The sequence below is a fragment of the Sphingopyxis sp. BE259 genome (genome assembly GCF_031457495.1).
GTDB lineage: Bacteria > Pseudomonadota > Alphaproteobacteria > Sphingomonadales > Sphingomonadaceae > Sphingopyxis.
Genome location: NZ_JAVDWM010000001.1, coordinates 1,524,078 through 1,543,490, shown reverse-complemented (window position 1 = coordinate 1,543,490; position 19,413 = coordinate 1,524,078). Strand labels below are relative to the sequence as shown.

Annotated in this window: 20 protein-coding genes; 11 read left to right on the top strand and 9 right to left on the bottom strand. The window is 63.8% G+C overall.

Translation table 11 applies throughout. The features are described from left to right. Positions 1 to 19: 19 nt before the first annotated feature. On the top strand, positions 20 to 1,099 hold the full coding sequence (locus tag J2X44_RS07515) for a DUF2332 domain-containing protein (RefSeq protein WP_310088902.1): 1,080 nt from the start codon (positions 20 to 22) through the stop codon (positions 1,097 to 1,099). Between the two features lie 171 nt (positions 1,100 to 1,270). On the opposite strand, the gene J2X44_RS07510 is transcribed toward J2X44_RS07515, so the two are convergent. Together J2X44_RS07510 and J2X44_RS07505 are read right to left on the bottom strand one after the other, a co-directional pair. After that, entirely contained in the window at positions 1,271 to 1,741 is a 471-nt protein-coding gene (locus tag J2X44_RS07510) for a DUF1465 family protein (RefSeq protein ID WP_310088901.1), read from the bottom strand. 80 nt (positions 1,742 to 1,821) lie between these two features. Beyond that, a complete protein-coding gene (locus tag J2X44_RS07505; protein ID WP_310088900.1) occupies positions 1,822 to 2,019 on the bottom strand; it encodes a DUF465 domain-containing protein in 198 nt (65 codons plus the stop codon). Between the two features lie 125 nt (positions 2,020 to 2,144). Between J2X44_RS07505 and J2X44_RS07500 the strand changes: the two genes are divergently transcribed. Next, on the top strand, positions 2,145 to 2,303 hold the full coding sequence (locus tag J2X44_RS07500; RefSeq protein WP_310088899.1) for a DUF465 domain-containing protein: 159 nt from the start codon (positions 2,145 to 2,147) through the stop codon (positions 2,301 to 2,303). A gap of 49 nt (positions 2,304 to 2,352) precedes the next feature. Here the strand turns inward: J2X44_RS07500 and J2X44_RS07495 are convergent, their stop codons facing one another. The 3 genes from J2X44_RS07495 to J2X44_RS07485 all read right to left on the bottom strand — a co-directional run bounded on the left by J2X44_RS07495 (position 2,353) and on the right by J2X44_RS07485 (position 5,077). Continuing rightward, complete coding sequence (locus tag J2X44_RS07495) at positions 2,353 to 2,742, bottom strand: PilZ domain-containing protein (protein ID WP_310249236.1); 390 nt, start codon at positions 2,740 to 2,742, stop codon at positions 2,353 to 2,355. A 106-nt stretch (positions 2,743 to 2,848) separates the two neighbouring features. Continuing rightward, entirely contained in the window at positions 2,849 to 3,310 is a 462-nt protein-coding gene (dksA, locus tag J2X44_RS07490) for an RNA polymerase-binding protein DksA (protein WP_310088897.1), read from the bottom strand. Positions 3,311 to 4,027: 717 nt separating this feature from the next. Next, the gene (locus J2X44_RS07485; RefSeq protein ID WP_310249233.1) at positions 4,028 to 5,077 is read right to left on the bottom strand and encodes a hypothetical protein; all 1,050 of its coding nucleotides are present in this window, start codon (positions 5,075 to 5,077) and stop codon (positions 4,028 to 4,030) included. A gap of 89 nt (positions 5,078 to 5,166) precedes the next feature. Here J2X44_RS07485 and serS point away from each other — a divergent pair, with 89 nt between their 5' ends. From serS to J2X44_RS07465, 4 genes are all read left to right on the top strand, one after another. Continuing rightward, on the top strand, positions 5,167 to 6,456 hold the full coding sequence (gene serS / locus J2X44_RS07480) for a serine--tRNA ligase (protein ID WP_310088895.1): 1,290 nt from the start codon (positions 5,167 to 5,169) through the stop codon (positions 6,454 to 6,456). Between the two features lie 134 nt (positions 6,457 to 6,590). Further along, positions 6,591 to 7,355 carry a 5'/3'-nucleotidase SurE gene (gene surE / locus J2X44_RS07475; protein ID WP_310088894.1) on the top strand — a complete coding sequence of 255 codons (765 nt, stop codon included), beginning with the start codon at positions 6,591 to 6,593 and terminating at the stop codon, positions 7,353 to 7,355. Between the two features lie 173 nt (positions 7,356 to 7,528). Continuing rightward, on the top strand, positions 7,529 to 8,611 hold the full coding sequence (locus J2X44_RS07470) for a M23 family metallopeptidase (protein ID WP_310088893.1): 1,083 nt from the start codon (positions 7,529 to 7,531) through the stop codon (positions 8,609 to 8,611). Then, positions 8,608 to 9,675, top strand: coding sequence for a potassium channel family protein (locus J2X44_RS07465; protein WP_310088892.1), 1,068 nt, complete (start codon positions 8,608 to 8,610; stop codon positions 9,673 to 9,675). The genes J2X44_RS07470 and J2X44_RS07465 overlap by 4 nt, the downstream gene beginning before the upstream one ends. A gap of 28 nt (positions 9,676 to 9,703) precedes the next feature. Here the strand turns inward: J2X44_RS07465 and J2X44_RS07460 are convergent, their stop codons facing one another. Then, complete coding sequence (locus J2X44_RS07460) at positions 9,704 to 10,030, bottom strand: DUF423 domain-containing protein (RefSeq protein ID WP_310088891.1); 327 nt, start codon at positions 10,028 to 10,030, stop codon at positions 9,704 to 9,706. Between the two features lie 72 nt (positions 10,031 to 10,102). Between J2X44_RS07460 and J2X44_RS07455 the strand changes: the two genes are divergently transcribed. The 3 genes from J2X44_RS07455 (at position 10,103) to J2X44_RS07445 (ending at position 13,412) form a co-directional block, all read left to right on the top strand. Continuing rightward, positions 10,103 to 10,807 carry an alpha/beta hydrolase gene (locus tag J2X44_RS07455; protein ID WP_310088890.1) on the top strand — a complete coding sequence of 235 codons (705 nt, stop codon included), beginning with the start codon at positions 10,103 to 10,105 and terminating at the stop codon, positions 10,805 to 10,807. A gap of 159 nt (positions 10,808 to 10,966) precedes the next feature. Then, positions 10,967 to 12,337, top strand: coding sequence for a 30S ribosomal protein S12 methylthiotransferase RimO (gene rimO, locus J2X44_RS07450; protein WP_310088889.1), 1,371 nt, complete (start codon positions 10,967 to 10,969; stop codon positions 12,335 to 12,337). 124 nt (positions 12,338 to 12,461) lie between these two features. After that, complete coding sequence (locus J2X44_RS07445; RefSeq protein ID WP_310088888.1) at positions 12,462 to 13,412, top strand: hypothetical protein; 951 nt, start codon at positions 12,462 to 12,464, stop codon at positions 13,410 to 13,412. 43 nt (positions 13,413 to 13,455) lie between these two features. Here the strand turns inward: J2X44_RS07445 and J2X44_RS07440 are convergent, their stop codons facing one another. Continuing rightward, entirely contained in the window at positions 13,456 to 13,740 is a 285-nt protein-coding gene (locus J2X44_RS07440) for a hypothetical protein (RefSeq protein WP_310088887.1), read from the bottom strand. A gap of 17 nt (positions 13,741 to 13,757) precedes the next feature. Between J2X44_RS07440 and J2X44_RS07435 the strand changes: the two genes are divergently transcribed. Further along, positions 13,758 to 15,236, top strand: a complete 1,479-nt coding sequence (locus tag J2X44_RS07435; protein ID WP_310088886.1) for a DUF4403 family protein — start codon at positions 13,758 to 13,760, stop codon at positions 15,234 to 15,236. A gap of 166 nt (positions 15,237 to 15,402) precedes the next feature. Here the strand turns inward: J2X44_RS07435 and J2X44_RS07430 are convergent, their stop codons facing one another. After that, complete coding sequence (locus J2X44_RS07430) at positions 15,403 to 16,416, bottom strand: anion permease (RefSeq protein WP_310088885.1); 1,014 nt, start codon at positions 16,414 to 16,416, stop codon at positions 15,403 to 15,405. Positions 16,417 to 16,555: 139 nt separating this feature from the next. After that, positions 16,556 to 17,680 (bottom strand): DUF47 family protein, encoded by a 1,125-nt coding sequence (locus J2X44_RS07425; protein WP_310088884.1) that lies wholly within the window; start codon positions 17,678 to 17,680, stop codon positions 16,556 to 16,558. A gap of 185 nt (positions 17,681 to 17,865) precedes the next feature. Between J2X44_RS07425 and J2X44_RS07420 the strand changes: the two genes are divergently transcribed. Then, entirely contained in the window at positions 17,866 to 19,404 is a 1,539-nt protein-coding gene (locus tag J2X44_RS07420) for a flavin-containing monooxygenase (protein WP_405053346.1), read from the top strand. The last annotated feature ends 9 nt before the right edge of the window (positions 19,405 to 19,413 follow it).

The following is a 19,413-nucleotide window of genomic DNA, read 5'->3' as shown; positions in this document are numbered from 1 at the left end:
GGTGACAGGACAAAGGGCAATGAGCGAGCGCTATCAGCCGATCGATATGGCCGAAACCGGACCCGCGGCGGTGCGAACCGCCTTTGCCAATCAGGTCACCTATTGCCGGGCGAACGGCGCTCCGGTGACGGCGCGCGTCGTGGCCGCGCTCGACGCCTTGCTCGACAAGCCCGCCAGCGGCTTTGCCCGCCGTATAGCCGACTGGAAAGGCGCCCCCCTCGCCGACGCGCTGCCACTGCGCGCCGCGGGCGGCATCCACGCGCTGCATCTGGCGGGAAGCGCGCACGAGTTGGCGCCGATTTACGCTGATGCCGACGACATCAACGACACCGCGATCGTCGCCGGGGTGGTGGCGCGGCATGAGGCGGCGCTGCTGCCGTGGCTCGACGGCCCGCCGCAGACCAACGAGGCGGGGCGCTCGTCGAATTTCATCGCGGCGATGCTGTGGCTCGCCGACCGTGGACTCTCGCCGCGCTTCGACTGCCTTGAGATCGGGTCGAGCGCCGGGATCAACCTGATGATCGATCGTTATCGTTACGACCTTGGCGGCGTCCATGTCGGCCCGCAGCCCGGTGTCATGGCGTTCACCCCCGACTGGCGCGGCAACCATCCGCCCCAGCACGCGATCGAATTTGCAGGTCTGAAAGGCTGCGACGTCGCGCCGGTCGAGCTGACCGATCCGGCGCAGGCGCTGCGACTGAAAGCCTATATCTGGCCCGAACATCATATCCGTTTCCAGCGCATGGCGGCGGCGATCGCCGCGGCGACCGAAGCGCCGCCGCAGCTGGTCCACGCCAACGCCGCCGATTTCGTCGAGGCCGAGCTGGCGCGCCCGCAGGCCGAGGGGACGACGCGGGTGCTGATGCACTCGATCGTCTGGCAATATGTTCCCGCCGACCAGCAGGCGCGGATCGTTGCAGTGATGGAAGCCGCGGGCGCCCGCGCAACCGCGGAGCGCCCGCTGGCGTGGATCGCGCTTGAGGCGAACCGCACCGTGCATCATCACGAACTGGTGGTGCGGTACTGGCCCGGCGGCGGCGCGCCGGCGAAGCTGGCGCATGCCCATGCCCATGGCGCGTGGGTGGAGTGGCTGGGGTAAAGGGCGGGATCGACCGATAGACGACGTTCGGCGTTTTTTCGCTTCGTCATTCCCGCGAAAGCGGGAACCCAGGGCGTGCGTCGGCTGATCCCACCCTGGGTTCCCGCTTTCGCGGGAATGACGAGGGTCGGGAATGATAGCTTTCCACCCGACAGCCGACATCGCGCTATACTAAAGCCGCGCCTCCAGCTGCGCCAGCAACCGTTGCACCGGGGTCACCGCCACCGGCGTGTTCCACCCCTCCTCGATCTGCGCGATCCGTTCGAACAGCCGCTCGCTTGCCGCGATGATCCGCCGCACCGGTGCTTCGAACCCCGCGCAAATATCCCAATCGGCCAAAACCGGCGCGCCGATCCGCGCCGCGCTGTCGTGCGGTCCTGCGCCGGGATCGCCAGCGATCATCGCGCGGCGGTGGAGCAGCCAGGCAATGACATGCATCAGCCGCGTCGTGGTTTTGAGCGATTCGCAGGCCAGACTGATCTGCATCAACCCGTCGCGGCGCAGATCGCCCAAGTCGCGCTGCGCGGCAAAGACGGCGTGCGCCTCGTCGACGAGCACCATCGCCTCGACATAGAGATTTTCGATCTGCGCCCGCTGCACCGGCGCTGCGATTGCCATCATGTCGGGATGCTGGGCGACCATAGGCCAAGGGATGCCATGCCTGCGCCGCAATGCAATGGCGGTAACCATGAAATTGCGGGGCGCGACCGTCCCGTTTTGATTCACGCGATAATGTCGGGCACCAGTTGATCCTCGCACCACGCAATTTCGTCGCGCAGGCGCAACTTGCGTTTCTTCAGCCGCGCGAGCTGCAACTGGTCCGGGATTGCCGCGACGCCCAGCGCAATGATTGCGGCGTCGAGGTCGCGATGCTCGATCCGTAACAGTTCCAGGCGCTGGGTGATTTCGTCGGGGCTCACGACCGTCTCCCTGCCACGTTCACCACTGGTCCGCAACGGGGACCGGCTGGCCGAATCGCGACGACATTCGTCCCGATTCGTGATTTACTCGGTCCTGCCAACCGAGTCGAAAAGGAGAATGGCCCATGAGCACGTCGCATCTTTCCGCCCTGAAGTCGCGTCACGCGAACCTCGACGAGAAAATTGCGAATGAAGAACGGCGTCCGGCGCCCGACATGGCCGCGCTGGCGCATCTGAAAAAGCAGAAGCTGAAACTCAAGGAAGAGATGCTCGCGATCGCCTGACGATCGCCAGTCGTTACCGCCCCGCTGGTGCTGCCCTAAACCGGATGCATCAGCGTCGGCGGTACAACGGCCCCGGTTCAAGGCCAGAGCGCCGCAGATGCGGCGGCAAATCGGACTGCGATACCACCTGACGGCGCACCGCCTGCGGATCGATCTGATGATCGAACGCGATCCCGAACTTACCCTCGCCCGCCCACACAACACGGCCTGGCACCGGGCCGATATTTTTCAGATCGATCTGGATAGTCGCGCCCTGTTCGACGCGCACCTTGCCCTCGGCCAGCATCCCGCCCGGCGACAGATTGCGCACCCGCACGACCACCGGATCGGTGCGCCCCGGCAGGATCAGGCCGGCTTGCAGGAACAGGCTGTCCCGATCGGCGCCGCGCGACAGCGCCGCCACTTCTTCATCTGTCGTTATTGATCCGCGCGATTCCATTGCGACCTGTTCCCCGCGTTGCGTGTCAGGGTCGCGAATCTAAAGCGCAGCCATTGCCGAAATGTAAATTGCGGGCGGGTAAATCGGCGTTTCGTGCCAAAGCGGATCAGTCTTCGCGCGAAATCCGCTCGTTACGCTCATGACGCTCCTGCGCCTCCAGCGTCATCGTCGCGATCGGCCGCGCTTGCAACCGCGCCAGCGAGATCGGTTCGCCGGTCACCGCGCAATAGCCATATTCACCCTCGTCGATACGGCGGATCGCCGAATCGATTTTGGCGATCAGCTTGCGTTGGCGGTCGCGGGTGCGGAGTTCGATCGCCCAGTCGGTTTCGCTCGACGCGCGGTCGGCCAGATCGGGTTCGCGCAGCGGTCCATCCTGCAAATGCGCCAGCGTCGATTCGGATTCGGACAGGATCGACTTTTTCCAGGCGAGCAACAGACCGCGGAAATAATCCTGCTGCCGCTCGTTCATGAACTCTTCGTCGTCGCCAGGAACATAATCCGTATCGAGATTGGATTTCGCGGCGCGAAGCGCGTCAGCGCCAACATCGGCAATCTTGGTCGGCATGAGGGGCTCTCGCGTCCTTTCCTGTCACCCTGCGGGCCGCCGAGCGGTGCGGGGAGTGGCGCGCCTATAACCAGCCGCTGGTTACGATACAAGCGCCGAAGCAGCGCATAGCGACCGGCCCGTGAAGCGGGGGTGAACCGGTGGCGGCGTTACTCCGATTCCAGGTCCGTCCATCGCGATTGGCGACACTCCCAAGCCGTGCCGATTTAGGGCCGAAGATTAACCAATCGCATAGAATCATTGCAATTTACGTTCTATTTTGGGACAATAATCGCCATTGGGGTTGATTTCGGTGTCCTTTTCCCGCTGTCGGACAGGCAAACGCGGTTAACGCAATTGCCGCGTTCGCAAACCTTTGACCTTTTGGGGTATAGCGAAGGTGAGATTGGGTGTCGGTCGGTGATGCTTCGCACCTGCAACGGGAAAGAAAGAGAAACCTATGTCTGTCCGAATGGCCCTTGCGAAGCTCTGCGCTTGCACCTGCGGCGGCGCGCTGATCGGTAGCGGCGCGATGCAGATTACCGACGTGCCCAAGGCGCGCGCCCAGACGGTCAAATCCTGCTCGCCCTGCGTCGGCAAAAAGGTGGTGCGCAAGCGTCACGCGGCGCGCAAGCCGGTCAAGCGGATCCGCCGCGTCGTCACGACCAAGCGCATCATCCGCACCGCGACCCCGCAGCAGCAAGTGGTGACGCAGACGATCCCGCTGCCTCCCATCCCCTATGCGCCCTTCCCGCGCGGCGGTTTTGAAGGCGGCAGCAGCGGCGGCGGCGTCACTGTGATCGGCGGCGGCTTTGGCGGCGGTTTCGGCGGCGGCTTCTTTGGCGGTTTCTTCGGCGGCAGCAGCGGCGGCGGCAGCAGCGGCAGCATCGTCGTCACCTCGACAACGACCGGCGGCCTCAGCACGACCAGCAGCAGCACCTCGGGCGGCGTATCGACCTCGACCGGTGGCGTCAGCACCTCAACCTCCACGGGCGGCGTATCGACCTCGACGGGCAGCGTCAGCACATCGAGTGGCGTCTCCACCTCGACCGGCGGTGTCTCGACTTCAACAGGCGGCGTTTCGACTTCGACGGGCGGGATCAGCACCTCGACCGGCGGCGTGTCGACCTCGTCGGGCAATGTCAGCACTTCGTCGGGCAACGTGTCCACGTCGTCGGGCAATGTCTCCACCTCATCGGGCAACGTCAGCACCTCGTCGTCGAGCAGCAGCTCGTCGTCGAGTTCGTCGTCGTCATCCTCCTCGTCCAGCTCGTCCTCGTCGGGCGGCGGCAGCTCGTCAAAGGGCGGTTCGTCGCATGGCAGCTCGGGCTGGGGCAGCTCGTCGCACGGCAGTTCGGGCGGCTCAAATGGGTCCAGCGGCAGTTCGGGCGGCTCCAGCAGCAGCTCGGGTGGATCGAGCAGCTCGTCGTCCAGTTCGTCGTCCTCGTCGTCGAGCAGCAGCACGTCGAGCGGCGCGACCTCGTCGGGCGCGACCGGCGGCAGCAGCAGCTGGGGTTCGACCGGCAGCACCAGCACGGGCAGCACCGGTTCTTCGTCGTCGAGCAGCAGCTCGTCGTCGTCCTCGTCTTCATCGTCCAGCTCGGGCGGCAGCACCAGCAGCTCGTCGGGCAATCCGCCGACCCCGGTTCCGGCGCCGCCGATGATGCTGTTGTTCGGCGCCGCCGCCGCCGCGCTCGTCGCGCGCCGCCGCGCCGCCAACCGCAACGACAAAGACGCCGACGCGGCGTAAGCGATCCACTGGAGGTCGGGGGGGCTAACCCGGACCACCACACTGAGGGGCCGCCTTTCGAGGCGGCCCTTTTTTCATGGCCGCGATCGGGCTTGCACCCCTCGCCGCGCAACGCCATAGCGCGCCCATGCACGATATTCGCCTGATCCGGGAAAATCCCCAAGCGTTCGACGCCGGCCTCGCGCGCCGCGGTCTCGAACCCCTGTCCGCCGCCATCCTGACCGCCGACGCGTCGGTGCGCGCGTTGCAGACCGACATTCAGGCTTCGCTGGCACGCCGCAACGAAGTGTCGAAGCTGATCGGCCAGGCGATGGCACAGGGCGACAAGGACAAGGCCGACGCGCTCAAAGCCGAGGTCGCCGACCTGAAAGCCGTGTTGCCCGCCAAGGAAGAGGCCGAGCGCGAACAGCTTGCCGCGCTGCAAGATACCCTCGCTGCGCTCCCCAACCTGCCTGCCGCCGATGTTCCCGATGGCATGGACGAAGACGGCAACGTCGAGATTGCCCGCTGGGGCACCCCGCGGACGTTCGCTTTCACCCCGCAGGAACATGCCGACTTCGCGCCGGCACTCGGGCTCGATTTTGAAACCGCGGCGAAGATGTCGGGCGCGCGCTTTGCGTTTCTGAAAGGCCAGATGGCGCGTCTCGAACGAGCGCTGGGCCAGTTCATGATCGACCGGCAGACGATCGACGCGGGCTACACCGAATGCGCGACGCCGCTGATGGTTCGTGACGAGGCCGCGTTCGGCACGACCCAGCTGCCGAAATTTCGGGAGGATCTGTTTCAGACCACCGACGGGCGCTGGCTGATCTCGACCTCCGAAATGAGCCTGACCAACGCGGTGCGCGAGGAGATTTTGCCCGAAACTGATCTGCCAATCCGCATGACCGCGCTGACTCCCTGCTTCCGCTCCGAAGCCGGGTCGGCGGGGCGCGACACCCGCGGCTATATCCGCCAGCATCAGTTCTGGAAGGTCGAGCTGGTGTCGATCACCCGACCCGAGGACAGCGATGCCGAGCTGGAGCGCAAGACGCGCGCCGCCGAGACGATCCTCGAAGCCCTCGAACTCCCCTATCGCAAGATGCTGCTGTGCGCTGGCGACATGGGCTTTGCGGCGCGCAAGACCTATGATCTTGAGGTGTGGCTGCCGGGGCAGAACGCCTATCGCGAGATTTCGAGCTGTTCGAACTGCGGCGATTTCCAGGCGCGGCGCATGAACACCCGCTTCCGCCGCGACGGCGCCAAGGGCAACGAGTTCGTCCACACGCTGAACGGGTCGGGGCTGGCTGTGGGCCGCACGCTGGTCGCGGTGCTGGAGAATTACCAGCAGGCGGATGGCAGTGTCACCGTTCCTGATGCGCTGCTGCCGTATATGGGCGGGATCACAAGACTGGAGCCAGCCGGTCAACTTACATAGCCGTTTGTCCTGAGGAGGGGCTGAGCTTGTCGAAGCCCCGTCTCGAAGGATCTTGACGTCGCGGTCCTTCGAGACGCCATTTCGCCAAGCTCAATGGCTCCTCAGGACGAACGGATCATAAAGGGACAAGAATTGTGCGCATCCTCCTCACCAACGACGACGGCTACCACGCCCCCGGCCTCGCCATTCTCGAATCCATCGCGCGCCAGCTTTCCGACGACATCTGGGTCTGCGCCCCCGCCGAGGAACAGTCGGGCGCCGGCCATTCGCTCACCCTGTCGCGCCCGGTGCGGATCCGCGACCACGGGCCGCAGCGTTGGTCGTGCAGCGGCACGCCGACCGATTCGGTGATGATGGCGATCAGCAAGCTGATGCCCGAAAAGCCCGACCTGATCCTGTCAGGGGTCAACCGCGGCGCCAATCTGGGCGATGACGTCACCTATTCGGGCACCGTCTCGGCGGCGATTGAGGGGGCGCTGGCGGGCATCCGCTCGATCGCGCTCAGCCAGGTCTATGCGCGCGAAGGCATGGGCGACACCGTGCCGTTCGAAGCCGCGGAGGCATGGGGCGCGAAAGTGCTGCGGCCGCTGCTCGCTATGGACATGGCGCCGCGCACGTTGATCAACGTCAATTTCCCGGCGATCCCAGCTGCCGATGTGCGCGGCATCCGCGTCACCCGGCAGGGCTTCCACGATTACGGTCGCGGCTCGATCGTCGAGGGCACGGACCCGCGCGGCTATCGCTATTACTGGTTCGGCCTGCACGGCATCGAACATTCGCCGGGGCACGACAGCGACCTGGAAGCGATCGACGACCGCTATATCTCGGTCACCCCGCTCCAGCTCGACCTGACGCATGACGCGTCGCTGGCGGCATTGCGCGGGGCTTATGACGGCTGATCGGCCAACCGCCTGATTCCAAAACCCTCGTCATTCCCGCGAAAGCGGGAACCCAGCGAGCCAGCGTTGCGCGCTGGGTTCCCGCTTTCGCGGGAATGACGAAAAATTACGATTCGCTGTCATTTTGAGACAGAAGTCTAGCCACCATCCTTTTCCTTTGGCAAAAGCAGCGCGTGGGGGAAATCAGGCATCATATCGGGGCTTTGCTGGGCGCGCTGGTGCTCGCCGGTTGCATTCCGGCCGCCCCCACTCCGCCCTCGCGGCCCGCCGCACCCGCGCCTGCTCCGACCGCCACCCCGGATGGCATCGACTTCGAGCGCCGCCCGCTCACCGATGTCGTCGGCGGCGATGCACGGCCGACCTGGACGCTGAAATCCGTCGCCACCAACGCCGTGCGCGTCAACGCAGGCGCCTACACGGTCCGCCCCGGCGACACGCTGCGCGCGATCGGCGAAATGAGCGGCGCCGGGTCCGAAGCGATCGCGCTGGAAAACGACCTCACTCCGCCCTTCTCCCTGCGCGCCGGGCAGCAACTCCGCATCCCAGCCGGGCTCTATCACCGCGTCGGCACCGGCGAGACGGGGATCGGCATCGCCCGCGCCTATGGCGCCGAATGGGGCGAGATCATCACGATCAACGCGCTCGCCGAACCCTATATCCTGCGCGTCGGCCAGCGGCTGCGCCTGCCCTCCGACGCCCGCGCTATCCCACCCGGGCCGGTGAATGTCGGCGCCCGCGCCGCCGCCTTCACCCTCGACATTGACGACATCGCCACTGGCAGCCAGCCCGCGCTGGCCGAAGCCGCGCGCCCGACCCTGGCCAGCGCCGCACCGCGCCAGCCGGTGACCACCGCTCTCGCCGGACCCGCGCGCTTCACTGGCCGCTTTGAGTGGCCGCTCAATGGCCCCATCCTCGCGCGCTTTGGCCCGCTCGCGCCCGGCAAGGTCAGTGACGGGATCAACATCGCCGCCGCCGCCGGCACCCCGATCCGCGCTACCGCTGATGGCGTCGTCGCCTATGCCGGTGACCAGATCGGCGTCTATGGCGGGCTGATCCTGATCAACCATGGCGGCGGCTGGGTCAGCGCCTACGGCCATGCGGCCCGCATCGATGTCCAGCGCGGTCAGGCGGTGCGGATCGGCGACGTCATCGGCCGCGCCGGAGCAACTGGACAGGTCCAGACGTCGCAACTCCATTTCCAGCTGCGCAAAAATCGCATACCCGTCGACCCGATGAAGCAATTGCCGCCCCGATGAGCGATCGCAAGACGTCCAGACTGAAGCTGCAACACCGGTTCCAGCCGCTCAAACGCGCGAGCAAATGGCCGATCTGGGCCGACGTCATCGCGCGGCTCGGCCTCGCCTTCGCCCTGATCGGCATCGTCGTGCTGGTCCATTGGATCGACCGCGCGGGGCTGAAGGACAGCCACGACGGCCACATCAGCTTCCTCGATGTCGTCTATTTCACGATGATTTCGGTCACGACGACGGGGTTCGGCGACATCGCCCCGGTGTCCGACCGTTCGCGGTTGATCGAGGCGGTGATCGTCACGCCGATCCGCATCGCGGTGCTGTTTATCTTCGTCGGCACCGCTTATAATTTCGTCCTCAAACGCACATGGGAAAAATGGCGTATGGCCCGCATCCAGGCAAAGCTCACCGACCATATCGTCGTTCTCGGCTTCGGCGTCAGCGGCGCCGAGGCAGTGCGTGAACTGATCGCGCGCGGCACCGATCCGACCTGCATCGTCGTCATCGACCAGTCGGCATCGCGCATCGAAGAGGCCGAGGCGATGGGTTGCAACGTGCTGCAGGGCGACGCATCAAACGACGACACGCTGATCGACGTCCATATCGCGCGCGCGCAATCGGTGCTGGTATCGGCGGGTCGCGACGACAGCTCGATCCTGATGGTGCTGACCGTCCGCCACCTGTCGCCCAAAGTGCCGATCAGCGTCGTCATCCGCGCCCACGACAACGAACCGCTGGCGCGCCAGGCGGGCGCCAACAACGTCATCAACCCGGTCAGTTTCACCGGCCTGCTCCTCGCCGGATCGGCGCAGGGCGCGCATGTCGCCGACTATATGGCCGACCTCGCCAGCATCGGCGGGCGCGTCCAGCTGCGCGAACGGCCGGTCGCGGCGGAGGAAGTCGGGCGCAGCATCGATCAACTGGCCAGCGAGGGCCGCGGCCTGCGCATCTATCGCGGCGGCAAGCCCTTCGGCTTTTGGGAGCCAGAAGCGCAAAGCCTGTCCCCCGGCGACCTGATCGTCGAGGTCATCCGCTGCGAAGAATGCGAAGCAAATGTTCCCGGCGGCTAATTAAATAGGGACTGTCCCTATTTAACGACTAGCCCCGCCAGTAAAGCCAGCCCGCCCACAGCCAGCCGATAATCAGTAAACCGCCACCGATCGGCGTCACCGCGCCCAGCCAGCGCGGCGCACCGAGCGCCATCGCATAGAGGGTGAAGGCAAACACCGCCGCGCCGATCAGCAACAGGATCGCGGGTCCGCGCGCGACACCCATGATCGTCAGCGCCGCCACCGCGTGGATCAGCTGGTAGAGCCCACCGGTCCGCAGCCATTCGGCCTCCTGCTGCCCCGCCGCGCCATGGGCGCCAAACGCCCCCGCCGCGACCGCGATCGCCGCCGACATTGCCGCCAATACCCCGATCATCATTCGTCACCCTATCCGCTTGCAATGCTGCGCCGATCGGCCAAGCTGTAGACCGATGACAGGGAGAAGGCGATGCCCCGCGACGTTCCGCTGCCGACCGGATTGAAACCGCCCAGTCGGCTGGCGCAGCTCGGCGAACTCGCGCTGCCGCTCGACCTGCTGCGCTATGGCCTGTCGGGCTATCACCTGATCGGCGCCCCGCGCGGCGACGGACGCGCCGTCGCACTGCTCCCCGGCTATGGCGCCAGCGAATTGTCGATGCGGCCGCTGGAGGCGTATCTGCGCCACCTTGGCTATCAGGTCCGCGACTGGGGCATGGGCCGCAACCAGGGCCGCGTCGCCGCCGATGTCGAGCGTTTTTCCGCCCAAGCCGCCGAATGGGTGAAGGCCGACGGCGCCCCGCTCACCCTGATCGGCTGGAGCCTCGGCGGCGTCATCGCCCGCGAAACCGCGCGCGCCTATCCCAAGCTTGTGCGCGAAGTTATTACCATGGGCACTCCGATCATCGGCGGCCCCAAATATACCGCGCTGGCGCAGCGTTTTGCGGGGCGTGATTTCGACGCGATCGAACGCGAGATCCACGCGCGCAACCTGAAAGGGCTGACACAGCCGCTGACTGTCATCTACTCCGACCGCGACGGCATCGTCGGGCCGGATATTGCGGTGGACATCTACAACGATCAGGCGCGGAACATCAAAGTCGACAGCACGCATCTGGGGCTTGGGATCAATCCGAAGGTGTGGCGGATTGTCGCGGATACGCTGGCGGGGAAATAACGCGTCGTCATTGCGAGGAGCCGAAGGTGACGCGGCAATCTCCCGCCATCGGCAAGGCGCGACGATGGCTGGGGATTGCCGCGTCGCTTCGCTCCTCGCAATGACGTGCGACGCACCTCGTGACAAACCCCAAAAAATCCCCTATGCGCGCCCGCAATCATGACAGTCAAAACCCTCCCCACCCAGCCGAAGGTCGGCATGGTTTCGCTCGGCTGCCCCAAGGCATTGGTCGACAGCGAACGGATTCTCACCAAGCTGCGCGCCGACGGCTATGGCCTGTCGCCCGATTATGCGGGTGCCGACGTCGTGCTCGTGAACACCTGCGGCTTCCTCGATTCGGCGAAGGAAGAGAGCCTTGAGGCGATCGGCGAAGCGATGGCCGAAAATGGTCGCGTCATCGTCACCGGCTGCATGGGCAATGAGGCCGACGTCATCCGCGCCCGCTTCCCCAACGTCCTCGCGGTCACCGGCGCGCATCAGTACGAACAGGTTGTCGACGCCGTTCACGACGCCGCGCCGCCGACGCAGGGGCCGTTTGTCGATCTCGTCCCCGAAGGCGGGCTGAAGCTGACCCCGCGCCACTATAGCTATCTGAAAATCAGCGAAGGCTGCAACCATAGCTGCTCTTTCTGCATCATCCCCGACCTGCGCGGCAAACTCGTCAGCCGCCGCATCGACGCGGTGCTGCGCGAGGCGGAAAAGCTCGTCGCCGCGGGGACCAAGGAACTGCTGGTGATCAGCCAGGACACCTCGGCCTATGGCGTCGATACCCGTCACGACCCGCGCGACTGGAAGGGCCGCGAAGTCCGCGCCCATATGACCGACCTCGCCCGTGAACTCGGCCAGCTTCAGACCAGCGAAGGCCGCGCCCCGTGGGTGCGCCTCCACTATGTCTATCCCTACCCGCATGTCGATGCGGTGATCCCGCTGATGGCCGAGGGGCTGCTCACCCCCTATCTCGACATCCCGTTCCAGCACGCCAGCCCGAGCGTCCTCAAGCGCATGAAGCGCCCCGCGAACGAGGCCAAGGTGCTCGAACGACTCAAGAACTGGCGCGCCATCGCCCCCGACATCGCAATCCGCTCCAGCTTCGTCGTCGGCTTCCCCGGCGAGACCGAGGCGGATTTCCAATATCTTCTCGACTGGCTCGACGAAGCCCAGCTCGACCGCGTCGGCGCCTTCCGCTTCGAACCCGTCGCGGGGGCGCAAGCGAATGCGCTCGACGATCAGGTTCCCGAAGAACTCAAGGAAGAGCGCTACCAGCGGATCATGGAAAAAACCGCCGCGATCAGCGCCGCGAAGCTGGAGGCCAAGATCGGCCGCACAATGCCAGTAATCATCGACGAAGTCGGCGAAGCCGACGAAGACGGCAGCATCGGCGCAACGGGCCGGTCACAAGCCGACGCGCCCGAGATCGACGGCCATGTCTATCTGCGCGACGTCGCGGGGACGCTGAAATCGGGCGATATCGTAGATGTCGCAATCGAGGATGCCGATGAGCATGATTTGTTCGGGGTGATCCGCGAATAGGCTTTTCGACATATTGGTTGAATGACGGGCATCGTTAAACAATCGAAATTGGATGTTCGTCCCCTTGGCAGAAATGAAACCGCGGTTCAGGATGCGTTAGGCCCAACGAGGCTATGGGGGAAACATGAGCAAGCACGTCACCACGACGATCCGATATGATGGACCAGCGCTCGCTTCACATGAGATGGACGTTCAAGATTTGGCGCCCGCCCTTTTGGCCCTTGCCGAGATCGCCAAGATAGCAAACCACAAATTTAATGGTGACAAAGCGTCGATCCGCATTCTGGTAAACGCTGACACCGAGCAAAAGTGTTTTCAGCTAGATCTGAGCTTAGTCCAATCTTGGATGGATCACGCTGCGCTTTTTGTAGGCAAGGACAATGTCGCAACCGCACGACAAATTGCAGAGATGATCGGCTTGGCTGGCCCTCCCTTAGGGGGGCTATTTTGGCTCTATAAGAAAATCTATGGGCAGAAGCCCGCTGAGGGTGCATCGCCCGCCGTCACCTTCACAGCCGATGATGCGACTGGCACGACCGTTATCAATATAAACGGTGACGGAAATAGTATTACCGTTTCAAATCAGACAGCTGTCCTTGCTCAAGACCCAAAAGTCCTACAGCACGTAAAAACCGTCCTGGAGCCTCTCGGGAATCCGGACTACGAGGATTTCAGCATCATCCAAGGCGATGAGGCGCTCGTACAGATTGATCGAGACGAGGCGCAAAACATTCGATCAATGGCTCAGCCACTACCTAGCGAAGAAGCAGAAGCAGAGAATTTCATTTCCACTGTGGATGGTCAGGTCGAGATTGTTACTGCTCAGTTTAAGGGCGCGGCACAGTGGGGCCTTTGGTGGACAGGTCGCACCCGCCAGATGAAGATCGAAGATGAACATTGGTTGTCTCGCTTCCAAACCGGAGGTGAGCCTGAGGCCGTTCCTGGTGCTTGGTTAGACGTGACCATGGAGATCACCCAACCTCGCGACAAAGCACACCCGCCTACTTTCGTTGTAAAAAGGGTGAAAGGAGTTCTTCCGCCGTCAGCGGATCAGCAAACGGATATGTTCGACTAACTCAGGCCTCAAAAAAGACGCTTTCCTACAAAATTCCGCTGCGTTAGCCTCCATCAATGTCGCGGTTTTTCACTTTGTTGCATCGTCCCGCATCCAGCGTGGCATGTCCGATACGCCAGCGATGCGTGTCTGCGCTTAAAGCGACAAAGGCGACAATTGCGGACGGCACATCCGTCTCCTTTGTCGCGTTAAGATGCGTTGCCGCCCGCGATAGCGGGCGCGAGAAAATCGATTCTCGAGTGAAGTTGCCCAGTTTTCCGCCATTTTTCGGCGGCCCCTTTTCGGCAAGGAACGGCTTAACGCGACCGATGCTATAAGCAGAAAACACCGCATCAGGGGCACCACATGCGTCTAATCCACTTGGCAGCCGCCACCATCCTGCTGACGACCGCACTCACCGCCTGCGACCGACAGGTCGCCGTCGATCCGCCGCCGCGCGCGACCGACAAGGCGCCCTCGCCCACGCAAACATCGCTGATCGCGGTGCCGATCAATGCCGACACGACCGCGCTCAAACAGGCGCTCGAACGCGCGGTGCCCAAGACCTTGTGGACGATCAACCGGCGCGAACGCGCGTGCGTGCAGCCGCAGCGGGTCAAGGTGTTCGGCAAGAAGGTGAAGGTCACGCCGCCGATCCCCTGCACCATCGTCGGGCGCGTCACACGCGGGCCGCTGCGGCTGCGCGGCGTGGGCGACGAGATTATCGTCGATGTGCCGCTGAGCGCCACGATCGCGGCGCGCGACGTCGGCGGGGTGCTGAAGGGCGAGACCGCGACTGGCGCGGCGATGGCGCATGCGCGGGTCAGGATCGACATCACCCCCGACTGGCGCACCCGCGGCACGGCGCGGATCAGCTATGGCTGGACCAAGGCGCCGGGGATCGACTTTCTGGGCAAGCGCATCACCTTCACTGACGAGGCCGATGCCAAGTTGAAACCCGTCGTGCGCGACGTCGAGCGCGAGGTGAACCGCGAGATCGCCCGCATCGACATCCGCCAGCAGGCCTCCGAGGTGTGGCGGCAGAGTTTCACGGCGCTCGAACTCAACCGCGAAAATCCGCCGGTGTGGATGCGCGTCACCCCGCAGCGCATCCTTTATGGCGGATACCGGATGGAGGGGCAGCAGATGCGGCTGAACCTCGGTCTCGAAGCGATCACCGAGACCTTTGTTTCGCGGCGGCCCACCGATCCGACGCCAACGCCGCTGCCGAAGATGGTCCGCGAAGCGCCCACGCCGCACCTCGACGTGCGGGTGCCGGTGCTTGCCGACTATGCCCAGCTTCAGCCCGTGGTCGATCGCGCGCTGCTCAAGCGGTCGGCGCGGCCGTTTGTGCTACCCAAGGTAGGGCCGATGACGGTCAAATTCGGCAAATCGACGATCTATGGCGCGCCCGACGGACGCATCGCCTTGGGGGTCGATGTCGCCATGCGACTGGCCGACCGCAGCGGCGAGCCAACCCACGGCCGCATCTGGATGACCGCGGTTCCCGTCAACAAGCCCGGATCGGCCGAGGTGCATTTCACCAATTTGTCGATCAATGGCGACACCGACGGGGTGGGCGGCGACCTGCTGATCACGCTTGGCCAGAGCCCGGGCTTTGCCCCGCTGATCGCCGATGCGCTGACCCAGAATTTTGCCCGCGACCTTGGCGAGTTGCAGGGCAAGATCAAGCGCGCGGTCGATCAGCGGCGCGAAGGCGCCTTTGTAATTCGCACCCAGGTCGATCAATTCGAAATCGGGACGATCAAGGCCTATGGCAACGGCCTATATCTACCGGTGCGGCTGGTCGGCGGCGCGCAAGTCGATTACCGCCCGGTAAAATGAGCTGAGGGTGCCCATGGGAAACAACCGTTGGTCCTGAGGAGCCATTGAGCTTGTCGAAATGGCGTCTCGAAGGATCTGGCGCTGCGCTGGATCCTTCGAGACGGGCCTTCGACTTCGCTCAGTCCCTCCTCAGGACGAACGGTTCAAATCTTTCGGCACCCGATCCTCAAAACAAACGTGTGATGCCATAGAACGCCGCCGCGACGATCGCGCTCGCCGGGATGGTGATGAACCAGGCCGCGACGACATTGCTCGCCACGCCCCAGCGCACGGCGCTGGCGCGGCGCGCGACACCGGCGCCGATAATGCTGCCAGTGATCGTGTGCGTCGTCGATACCGGGATGCCGAGCAAGCTGGCGGTGAACACCATGATCGACCCGCCGGTCGATGCGGCAAAGCCCTGGTGATGCGACAGCTTGGTAATCCGGCCGCCCATCGTCTCGATGATCTTCCACCCGCCCGATAGCGTGCCCAACGCGATCGCGACATAGCAACTGAACGCCACCCAGTGCGGGACGTGAAACTCGCCCTGCAGATAGCCGGTCGAATAGAGCAGCACCGCGATGATCCCCATCGTCTTTTGCGCGTCGTTCAGCCCGTGGCTGATCGAATAGGCTGCCGACGAAAACAGATGAAGGTGGCGAAAGGTCTTTTCGGCGAAATTGGCGGTCGCGCGGCGCAGCGCCCAACTGCTGATCAGCATCACCAGCATCGCCAGCAACATGCCGAGCATCGGCGACAGGAAGATCGCAATCACCGTCTTGTTGAGGCCCGTCCACTCGATCCCCTCGAACCCCGCATGCGCGACGCCCGCGCCGACGATGCCGCCGACCAGCGCATGGCTCGACGACGACGGGATACCTTTCAGCCAGGTGACGACATTCCAGAACATCGCCCCGACCAGCGCGCCGAACACGACGGCCGGGGTCACCAGATCCTTGTCGATGATCCCCTTGCCGATTGTCTCCGCAACCTTGTGCAGTTCGGGAAAGATGATCGACAGGAAATATGCGGCGAAGTTGAAGAAGGCGGCAAAGATCACCGCCTGTACGGGGCGCAGCAGCCGGGTTGCAACGACGGTCGCGATGCTGTTTGCGGCATCGTGCAGCCCGTTCAGGAAATCGAACGCCAGCGCCAGAATGACCAGGCCGACGAGGAGCGGGAAAGCGAGTTCGTGCATGGATAGTTCGCTCCGACCCTATAGCCCCGTTGGTGTCGAGCGAAGTCGAGACACCCTTCGGCCTTGCGCGGCTCCGAGGGGCATCTCGACTTCGCTCGATGCGAACGAATTTTCTGGCGAGGACATAATTATCTCGCGCTTATGCGTGGTCGATGACCAGGCCGTCGATCTCGTTCGCGACATCCTCGAAACTGTCGGTGACGCGCTCGAGATGGCGGAAGAGTTCGCGTGCGATCAGGAATTGCGTCGGGTTCGCCTCGCCATGCTCACGGAACAGGCGCTTGAGCCCGGCCGCGTGGATCTCGTCGGCGTGACCTTCCATCCGCACCAGTCGCTCGGTCAGCTCGTGGAGGCGCACCGCATTGGCCCCGATGTTGCGCAGCAGCGGCAGCGCCTCGGCGGTCAGCCGCGCCGCGTCGACGATGATGCCGCCTATGTCGCGCATCTCGGGTTCGAATTCAGTGACGTCGTACAGGTCGACAGCGCCCGCGGTCTTTTGCATCTCGTCGATCGCATCGTCCATCGAGGCGATGAGGTCGGTGATCGCGCTGCGGTCGAACGGGGTCAGAAAGGTGCGGCGGACGGTCTGGAGAACTTCGCGCGTGATCGCATCGGCATCATGTTCGCGCTCGATAATTTCCTGGACATGGTCGGCCATTCCCTGGCCGCCCTGCAACATCCGCGACAGCGCGTTCGCCCCGGCAACCAGCGTTGCGGCATGGCTTTCGAACAATTCAAAGAAATTCCCCTGTCGCGGCAGCAATCGCTGAAACCATGCGAACATCCGGCTTACCCCTGCTTTCTCGGCTACATTCTGGACGGCGCTGCGCGGCGCGGCGACGGCGCGAAAGCCACCATCGCCGAACGAGCGGATCAACGCCTGCAAATCGGGCTCGTCGACCGCAGACGCGGCATCGCGGAACGAGAACCATTTGCGCTCGCGCTCGTCCATTTCCTTCCACTCGGCGAGCTCGTTGGTCACGGCGAGCGGGAACACTTCGACGTTATACATGATCGCCGCACCATTGGTGCGGCGCTTGCGATATTCATAGCTGCCGATCGGGGTCGGACACACCGCTCCGGTGACGCCCGCTTCTTCCTCCGCCTCGATCGCCGCGGCGGCATGGCGCGTCATGCCGGTCAGCGGATTGCCCTTTGGCACCACCCAGCGTTTCGTCTCGCGCGACGTGATCAGCAGGATTTCGGTCGGGCCGTCATGGGCAGCGCCGCTGAAGCGATAGGGAAGGACGGCGATTTGACGCATAAGCTCTATCCTTTCCTGAAAGCGCGGCCGCGGCGGGCCAAGGTGACAAAAACGTTACGCCCCTATGACAATATTGTGACAGCGACAAGGACGCTTCGCTCCGCTGCTGCTTTCCGTAAACGTCAATTCGATTGCAAAATGCAACGTGGTGCGTAAGCTGCCGCCAAACATAGTCGGGAGACAGGATGATGGCAGGCACCACGACGATGGAACGCCCCGCGAATGTGAACGCTGCACCGGTCGATCAGGATGTGCTGATCGTCGGGGCCGGCATTTCGGGCATCGGTATGGCGGTGCATTTGCAGATGAATTGCCCCGACCGCAGCTTCGCGCTCGTCGAACGCCGTGAACAGCTGGGCGGCACCTGGGATCTGTTCCGTTATCCCGGTATCCGGTCGGACAGCGACATGCACACGCTGGGCTTCGTCTTTGAACCGTGGAAGCATGAAAAATCGATCGCCGACGGCCCGTCGATCCTGGAATATCTGAACCGAATCGTCGATGAACGCCGTATCCGCGAGCGCATCCGCCTCGACAGCAAGGTTGTCGGCGCCGATTGGGACAGCGCTGCGGCGCGCTGGACGGTGACGATAGAGGACAGCAAGGGCGCCACGTCGACCACCACCGCGCGCTGGCTTTACCTCGGCGCGGGCTATTATGACTATGACGCGCCCTTCGATGCCCAATTTGTGGGACGCGAAAATTTCCAGGGCCAGATCATCCATCCGCAATTCTGGCCCAAGGATCTGGATTATAAAGACAAGAAGGTCGTCGTGATCGGATCGGGGGCGACGGCGGTGACGATCGTCCCGTCGATGAACGAGGCGGCGCATGTCACGATGCTCCAGCGCACCCCGACCTGGTATTTCATCCGCCCAGCCAAGGATGGATTTGCGAATTTCCTCCGCAAATTCCTGCCCGAGCAATTGGCGTACAAGATCACGCGCTTCAAGAATGTCCGGTTGCAGGACATCGCCTTCCGGCGCGCTCGCGAAAAGCCCGAGAAGGTCAAGGAATTCCTGACCAACAAGCTGAAGGCGAGCCTTGGCGACCGCTATGACGCCAAGGCGTTCACCCCGCCCTATGACCCGTGGGATCAGCGGCTGTGCCTGGTCCCCGACGCCGATTTCTTCGAGGCGATGAAGGCCGGCAAGGCATCGGTGGTGACCGACCATATCGAAAAATTCGATGCGACTGGCATCCAGCTGAAATCGGGCCAGCATCTGGACGCCGACATCATCGTCACCGCGACCGGGCTGAACCTGGCGGTGGCCGGAAAGATTCCGGTCCGCGTCGATGGCGCGCTCATCAACTGGCACGATCATTTCTATTACAAGGCGTGCATGTTCTCGAACGTCCCGAATTTCTCGGCGGTGTTCGGTTATCTCAACGCCAGTTGGACGCTGCGCGCCGACATCGTATCCGAATATGTCTGCCGCGTGCTCAATCATATGCGCGACACGGGAACGACCGTCGCCACCCCGGCGCTCGCCGATCCGTCGAGCCTGGAGGAGGAAAATGTCTTCGATTTCTCGTCGGGCTATATTCAGCGTTCGCTGCACATCATGCCCAAGAGCACGGTCGCGCTGCCCTGGCGGCTCAGCCAGAATTATGTCCAGGACCGGATCGACATGCGGACCGGCGCGATCGCCGACGGGGTGCTGACGTTCAGCAATGCCCGCGCGGCGGAAGCCGCACCAGCTGAACTCGAAGCTGCCGAATAGAAAGTAACG

Excerpts from the sequence above, each read along its gene's own strand:
- J2X44_RS07515 (WP_310088902.1), top strand. The coding sequence starts at position 20 with ATGAGCGAGCGCTATCAGCCGATCGATATGGCCGAAACCGGACCCGCG.
- J2X44_RS07510 (WP_310088901.1), bottom strand. The coding sequence starts at position 1,741 with ATGGTCGCCCAGCATCCCGACATGATGGCAATCGCAGCGCCGGTGCAG.
- J2X44_RS07500 (WP_310088899.1), top strand. The coding sequence starts at position 2,145 with ATGAGCACGTCGCATCTTTCCGCCCTGAAGTCGCGTCACGCGAACCTC.
- J2X44_RS07495 (WP_310249236.1), bottom strand. The coding sequence starts at position 2,742 with ATGGAATCGCGCGGATCAATAACGACAGATGAAGAAGTGGCGGCGCTG.
- dksA (WP_310088897.1), bottom strand. The coding sequence starts at position 3,310 with ATGCCGACCAAGATTGCCGATGTTGGCGCTGACGCGCTTCGCGCCGCG.
- serS (WP_310088895.1), top strand. The coding sequence starts at position 5,167 with ATGCACGATATTCGCCTGATCCGGGAAAATCCCCAAGCGTTCGACGCC.
- J2X44_RS07465 (WP_310088892.1), top strand. The coding sequence starts at position 8,608 with ATGAGCGATCGCAAGACGTCCAGACTGAAGCTGCAACACCGGTTCCAG.
- J2X44_RS07460 (WP_310088891.1), bottom strand. The coding sequence starts at position 10,030 with ATGATCGGGGTATTGGCGGCAATGTCGGCGGCGATCGCGGTCGCGGCG.
- J2X44_RS07455 (WP_310088890.1), top strand. The coding sequence starts at position 10,103 with ATGCCCCGCGACGTTCCGCTGCCGACCGGATTGAAACCGCCCAGTCGG.
- rimO (WP_310088889.1), top strand. The coding sequence starts at position 10,967 with ATGACAGTCAAAACCCTCCCCACCCAGCCGAAGGTCGGCATGGTTTCG.
- J2X44_RS07445 (WP_310088888.1), top strand. The coding sequence starts at position 12,462 with ATGAGCAAGCACGTCACCACGACGATCCGATATGATGGACCAGCGCTC.
- J2X44_RS07435 (WP_310088886.1), top strand. The coding sequence starts at position 13,758 with ATGCGTCTAATCCACTTGGCAGCCGCCACCATCCTGCTGACGACCGCA.
- J2X44_RS07430 (WP_310088885.1), bottom strand. The coding sequence starts at position 16,416 with ATGCACGAACTCGCTTTCCCGCTCCTCGTCGGCCTGGTCATTCTGGCG.
- J2X44_RS07425 (WP_310088884.1), bottom strand. The coding sequence starts at position 17,680 with ATGCGTCAAATCGCCGTCCTTCCCTATCGCTTCAGCGGCGCTGCCCAT.
- J2X44_RS07420 (WP_405053346.1), top strand. The coding sequence starts at position 17,866 with ATGATGGCAGGCACCACGACGATGGAACGCCCCGCGAATGTGAACGCT.